Origin of the sequence: Mucilaginibacter sp. (genome assembly GCF_028288105.1) — a bacterium.
GTDB lineage: Bacteria > Bacteroidota > Bacteroidia > Sphingobacteriales > Sphingobacteriaceae > Mucilaginibacter.
The window spans coordinates 1-6439 of the sequence record NZ_JAQBOI010000091.1; the positions used below are offsets into that span (position 1 = coordinate 1).

Below are 6439 nucleotides of genomic sequence, written 5' to 3' on the forward strand. Positions count from 1 at the left end.
GCTGCTTTTTTAGCCGGATAAAATCCTGATGATAAGCCAATAAATGTACATAAGCCTATTGCCGAAAACAGCCATACCCATGGCACTATAAATGTGCCGCTAATTTGCACGGCAATAAGGTTCCCTATAGCCATGCCTAATATGATCCCGGCAAAACCACCTATCAGGCATATTACAATAGCTTCAATTAAAAACTGTTTACGTATTACCGATGGTGTGGCGCCAATAGCTTTGCGCAAGCCAATTTCGCGGGTACGCTCTGTTACTGATACCAGCATAATATTCATTAAGCCAATAGCAGCTCCTATAAGGGTTATAGCACCAATGGCAAAACCGGCTACAGTTATACCTGTTAATTGCCCGGATAGTTGTTGTTGAATGGCGTCGCTTCTTGAAAATTCAAAATTTTCACTCTGACCGATCCGGATACCACGAATATTCCTCATCAGTGAGGTGGCCTCGCCAATACTGGCATCAAGTACATCGGGGCTGTTAACATTTACAGTTACCCCAAATGATGGTTTAGACGTAGCCGCAATTTGCCTGGCCTTCTGCACCGGGATAATACAAAACTTATCGCCGCCAAAGCTATTGCTCCCCTTTGGCGCTACAACGCCAATTATCCTGAATTTGCTGCTACCTAATAATATCGATTTATTGATAGGGTCTTCGTTCTTAAACAGCTTTAATTTTAGCTCATCGCCAATTATAACCACGTTGGCCCCGTGTTCTAATTCGGATGCCGAAAAGTTACGGCCCAAGGCCAGCTTATGGCCTTTTATTGCCAGGTAATTTTCGTTACTCCCCGTTACCGAAATATTAGGATTGGTTTTAATGCTGTTGTATTTGGCGATAGCGGTACCGGTTACGCTAAGATCTATACTAATGCGCGCCGGCAATTTATAAAGCTTCGCGAACCGCTCGGCCTGGTCATAACTAATGGCCGGGTATATTTTACGGTGCCCGCCATTACCAAAGTTAAGGCCGCTACCACGATTTTGAATGGTAAATGAGTTTGCACCCAAGCCTGCAAAGGCATCGTTTGTGAACTGCTTGATCCCTTCAATTGCTGTTAAAATACCCACCAGCGCCATAATACCTATGGCAATAATTAAAGCGGTAAGCGAGGTACGCAATCTATTACCACTAATAGATTGTAACGCAATAGATATATTCTCTTTATAGGTGGTTTTTACCGGCATGCCATAAATATAAAAAAACTTGACGGTATGACTAAAACGCGTTACTATTTGTTACACCTGCCAAGGCATTTTATTTTATCATCGTACAAAAACATAGCCCAAACTAATTTCCTTTTAAGTCTGCAAGTTATTTACGTTATTCTTTTTATTTTTATATATCACTTTCAGTACCTGCCCCTAACTATTTGTTGATAAATATTTACATCACGAGTAATGTTCGCTCTACACCAATAATACTTCAGATATCTAATTCAAAAGGGATGAAAAGTTTTATATACGCTTTAATAGCAGTTGCCCTAATTGCCACGGGATGTAAAAAAGGGCCGTCACCGGTTAAACCGGATGACAATAAGCCCCCGGTTGATAAAATTGCCGAACTAAACAAAAAGATTACCGGCAAATGGTTATACCCCACCTTTCGATCAAAAGTAGTTGATAATACAGGAACAGTTTTAATACCCGATTTTTATATAGGCCATGCTTCGGCATTTGAATTTGATGGCAATAATACCTTCACCGAGTATGCAAGTGTACAGATCACTAACACCAGCACCTATCTTATTCATAAAAAAAACGGCTTAAACTATCTGGATTTCGGCCCGGGTAACAGTTTCAGGATACAAACTTTAAACGATACCACCCTTGAGCTAACCGATACTATACCTGCCAACGGCATACCAAATGCTAAGCAAATATATTACTACAAGCATATTAAAATGAAAGCTGCAGATACGGCTGCAAAATTCAGGGTATGGGTAACAAGTGATTCTATTAACACCCTTTTTACTTACATCACCAATGCCATACGCCCGGGTGCACCCCTATCCATTCACAAGATAGTTGATTATAAATTGGGGTTAGCAGGGCAAAGCCCATTTTATTATGTGTATGACCATGCAATACTGCCTGGTGACCTGGTAACCTTATCGATGGATTGTTTACAACCAAGAACCTTCTGTTATATTTATTATAAGGGTGTTATAATTTACGATTACAGGTTTACACAAAATGGCTTGTGGAAAATAGTGAGCAATCCCATTCCTCCTAATTGATCCCAGTTATTAAGTTATATAGGTATAAAAAAAACGAACAAAAAAAGGCCCCTTGCATAAGGGGCCTTTTCAATATCTAAAAAATTCTGATTATTATACCGAAAACGAAGTACCGCAACCGCAGGTACTTGCAGCATTAGGGTTATTAAAAGTAAAACCACGTGCATTCAATCCGTCCTGGAAATCAATTTGCATACCGGCAAGGTACAGGCCATGTGCTTTGTGCATGTAGGTTTTAATACCGTCTATCAAAAACTCCTGGTCGCCATCTTTCTTTTGATCAAAGCCCAAAACGTAGCTCATGCCAGAACAACCTCCGCCTTCAACGCCAATACGCAAGCCAAAATCATCATTCAGTTCTTGCTGGTCTTTTAATTTAAAAAGTTCTTTTACGGCACCAGGTGTAAAAGTTACGGGTGCAGTTAGGGTATCAACAATCGCGCTCATCTTATTTTTAATTAACTACACAAATATAAGGTAAAATGCGGATTTTTGCAGCGACCGGTTTATTTATGACCTCTGCCTAACATTAGCAAAAATGATACTATATAATTATCTGCTCGATATTTTAAAATACACCGTTGCCGGCATTGGCATTATATATATAGCGTTTTACCTGTTTAAACCCTACCTGGATAAAGGCCAAAACCTACAGGCGCTTGAACTTAAAAAGGCCATTAGCGGCCAAACACTGCCACTTCGTTTACAGGCATACGAGCGTTTAATATTATTTATAGATAGGATAAACCCCTCAAACCTGCTCATCCGCTTAAACGGTAACGGTTACTCGGCTGCAGAGCTGCACAGCATTATATTAAACGAAGTACGCACCGAATATCAGCATAATGTTACCCAGCAAATTTATGTAAGCACTCAGGCATGGGCTGTTTTAAAACGCACAAAAGATGATACCATAAACCTGGTTAATAATGCCATAAAGGCTATGCCCGAAAACGCTACCGGCCTTGATTTTGGCAAGGTGCTCTTAACACATTTAAGCAAACTTGAGGAAGATCCGTACGATATAGCAACTAACCTGGTACGTAAAGATCTTGAACACATATTTTAAGCATTATGGCCGATAAAAAATTTAAAACCATTTCGGGCATCGAGCTTAAGGAGGTTTACACCGAGCCATCTGGCATGAATGAATTGCCCGGACAGTTCCCCTATACACGCGGTATCCAGAAAGACATGTACCGGGGCAAACCCTGGACCATGCGCCAGTACGCGGGTTTTTCAACGGCCGAAGAATCAAACAAACGTTACCATTACTTATTAAGCCAGGGCACAATGGGTCTTTCGGTAGCGTTTGACCTGCCCACCCAAATAGGTTATGACAGCGACCATGAACTTGCCGAAGGCGAAGTTGGTAAAGTTGGTGTAGCTATAGATTCATTAAAGGATATTGAGATATTATTCGACGGTATCGAACTGAAGAATATCACCACCTCCATGACCATTAACGCGACTGCGGCTATATTATTAGCTATGTATATCGCGTTAGCAAAAAAACAAGGGGCTGATCTTAAACAGATCTCGGGCACTATACAAAACGATATATTAAAGGAGTACGCGGCGAGGGGCACCTATATTTATCCGCCTACCCCATCTATGCGCCTGATAACTGACATTTTTGAATACTGCAGTAAGGAAGTGCCTAAGTGGAACACCATATCTATATCCGGCTATCATATTCGCGAAGCAGGTTCAACTGCGGTACAAGAACTGGCCTTTACTTTAGCCAACGGCAAAACCTATTTAAAAGCTGCTTTAGATAAGGGATTGGATATAAACATATTTGCCAAACGCCTTTCTTTCTTCTTTAACTGCCATAATAACTTTTTTGAAGAGATAGCCAAGTTTCGTGCGGCACGCCGCATGTGGGCACATATTACCAAAGAATTGGGCGCTACAGATGCAGGCGCTCAAAAACTCCGTTTCCATACCCAAACGGGCGGCTCTACACTAACGGCCCAGCAGCCTATGAATAATATAGTGAGGGTGAGCATGCAGGCACTTGCCGCTGTGCTGGGCGGCACACAATCGCTTCACACTAACGGATACGACGAGGCTTTGTCGCTGCCTACCGAGGCTGCCGCCAAAATTGCCCTGCGTACCCAACAGATAATTGCATTTGAGAGTGGCGTTACCGATACGGTTGACCCACTGGCCGGCTCCTACTTTATTGAAGCTTTAACTGATGAACTGGAAGCAGCCGCTCAAATATATATAGATAAGATAGATGCAATGGGCGGCTCTGTTAAAGCTATTGAGCAGGATTATATACAACAGGAAATTGCCGCCGCTGCCTACCAATACCAAAACGACATTGAAAGCGGCGATCAGATACTGGTTGGCGTTAATAAGTTTACACAGCAGGAAGAAGTTGCCCAAAATGTTTTTAGGGTTGATGATGCTATCCGCAGGCAACAAATGGATAAACTTGTACGTTTAAAACAGGAACGAAATAATGTTGAAGTAAGCCGGGCATTGCAAAATTTAGCAGATGCCGCAAGGGGGAAAGACAACCTTATGCCTTACATTTTAACAGCTGTTGAATGCTACGCCACACTGGGTGAAATAGCCGATACGCTACGAAATATTTTTGGTGAATATTAACGATAATTTGTCGCTACAGTTAATAATTTTAAACGCTTTTTCATTAAAAACTAATCCACAAAATTGATTAAAACAATGTTTGAACTTTCAAAAGCGCCAACCAACAAGATTGGTGCATAAAAACACCGTCTACATGCGAAATATAATGTTAATAACTTTAATACCCGCAATAAATAGGCCGTTTTTTTATAAATATATTTCTAAAAAAAGTTCAAATATTATTTTTTAATCCGCTTTTTTTTAGAATATTCGATGTTCCATAGCGAGCTCAAAAACAGTGTTCGTGAAGGCTGGAAATCAAGATATTACTAATAACTATATGGAAAAAACTTGTACTAACGTTTGGAATTGCTGCCTTCAGATAATAAAAGACAACATACCGGCACAAAGCTTTAAAACTTGGTTTGAACCAATAAAGGCTTTGCGTATGGAGGGTAGCGTTTTAACGATACAGGTACCAAGTTTATTCTTTTATGAGTGGTTAGAAGAACACTATGTGGGCTTGCTGCGCAAAACAATAAAAAAACAATTAGGCGATGAAGGTCGTTTAGAGTATAACATTGTTGTTGAACAGTCATCAAGCAAGCCATATACTACTAATATGCCCTCGAATGGAAATGGTGCTGAATCAAAAAATCAGTCTATGCCAATACCTATTTCGATAAATAAAGATATTAAGAACCCATTTGTAATACCGGGCCTTAAAAAGCTGAACGTAGATCCGCAGCTGAACCGCAATTACACCTTCGAAAACTTTGTTGAAGGAGATTGTAACCGTTTAGCGCGCTCTGCAGGTTATGCTGTTGCAGCAAAACCGGGCGGCACATCATTTAATCCTTTAATGATATATGGTGGTGTTGGTTTAGGTAAAACCCATTTAGCGCAAGCTATTGGTAACGAAATTAAACGCACCCTGCCAGATAAGCTTGTACTATACGTAAGCTGCGAAAAGTTTACCCAGCAGTTTGTTGATGCCCTTAAACATAATAACATAAACGATTTTGTGAACTTTTACCAGGCTATTGATGTACTGATCATGGATGATGTACACAACTTTGCCGGTAAAGAAAAAACACAAGATTTCTTCTTCCATATCTTTAACCACCTGCACCAAAGCGGTAAGCAGCTAATTATCACATCAGATAAAGCGCCTAAAGACCTTGCAGGTTTAGAAGAACGTTTGCTATCGCGTTTCAAATGGGGCCTATCTGCCGATTTGCAGATCCCTGATCTGGAAACCCGTATGGCTATCCTCAAAAACAAAATCTATCAGGACGGTATCGAGCTATCAAACGATGTGGTTGAGTACGTTGCCCACAACATTGATAACAACGTACGTGAGCTGGAAGGCGCAATGGTATCATTACTGGCGCAATCAACCCTAAACCGTAAAGAAATTGACCTGAACCTGGCCAAGCAAATGCTTAAGAATTTTGTAAAAAATTCTTCCAAGGAAATTTCAATGGAATACATCCAGAGCCTTGTTTGCGAATACTTTGAAGTACCTATCGAGATGGTAAAATCTCAAACCCGCAAACGCGAAATTGTACAAGCCCGCCAGAT

General features: G+C 40.8%; 6 protein-coding genes. 4 read left to right on the forward strand and 2 right to left on the reverse strand.

Translation table 11 applies throughout. The features are described from left to right. Positions 1-1202 (reverse strand): ABC transporter permease (locus JWQ85_RS06590; RefSeq protein ID WP_299465774.1); only part of this gene is annotated, 1202 nt, incomplete at its 3' end. A 260-nt stretch (positions 1203-1462) separates the two neighbouring features. Between JWQ85_RS06590 and JWQ85_RS06595 the strand changes: the two genes are divergently transcribed. Next, entirely contained in the window at positions 1463-2254 is a 792-nt protein-coding gene (locus JWQ85_RS06595; RefSeq protein WP_299465777.1) for a hypothetical protein, read from the forward strand. A gap of 93 nt (positions 2255-2347) precedes the next feature. Here the strand turns inward: JWQ85_RS06595 and JWQ85_RS06600 are convergent, their stop codons facing one another. After that, the gene (locus JWQ85_RS06600; RefSeq protein WP_299465781.1) at positions 2348-2701 is read right to left on the reverse strand and encodes an iron-sulfur cluster assembly accessory protein; all 354 of its coding nucleotides are present in this window, start codon (positions 2699-2701) and stop codon (positions 2348-2350) included. A 91-nt stretch (positions 2702-2792) separates the two neighbouring features. Here JWQ85_RS06600 and JWQ85_RS06605 point away from each other — a divergent pair, with 91 nt between their 5' ends. The 3 genes from JWQ85_RS06605 to dnaA form a co-directional block, all read left to right on the forward strand. Further along, positions 2793-3323, forward strand: coding sequence for a hypothetical protein (locus tag JWQ85_RS06605; protein WP_299465784.1), 531 nt, complete (start codon positions 2793-2795; stop codon positions 3321-3323). A gap of 5 nt (positions 3324-3328) precedes the next feature. Beyond that, entirely contained in the window at positions 3329-4876 is a 1548-nt protein-coding gene (locus JWQ85_RS06610) for a methylmalonyl-CoA mutase (protein WP_299465787.1), read from the forward strand. Between the two features lie 319 nt (positions 4877-5195). Next, on the forward strand, positions 5196-6439 hold a 1244-nt coding region (dnaA, locus tag JWQ85_RS06615; protein ID WP_299465790.1), incomplete at its 3' end, for a chromosomal replication initiator protein DnaA.

Coding starts and splice junctions, on each gene's coding strand:
- JWQ85_RS06610 (WP_299465787.1), top strand. CDS start 3,329: ATGGCCGATAAAAAATTTAAAACCATTTCGGGCATCGAGCTTAAGGAG.
- JWQ85_RS06600 (WP_299465781.1), bottom strand. CDS start 2,701: ATGAGCGCGATTGTTGATACCCTAACTGCACCCGTAACTTTTACACCT.
- JWQ85_RS06595 (WP_299465777.1), top strand. CDS start 1,463: ATGAAAAGTTTTATATACGCTTTAATAGCAGTTGCCCTAATTGCCACG.
- JWQ85_RS06605 (WP_299465784.1), top strand. CDS start 2,793: ATGATACTATATAATTATCTGCTCGATATTTTAAAATACACCGTTGCC.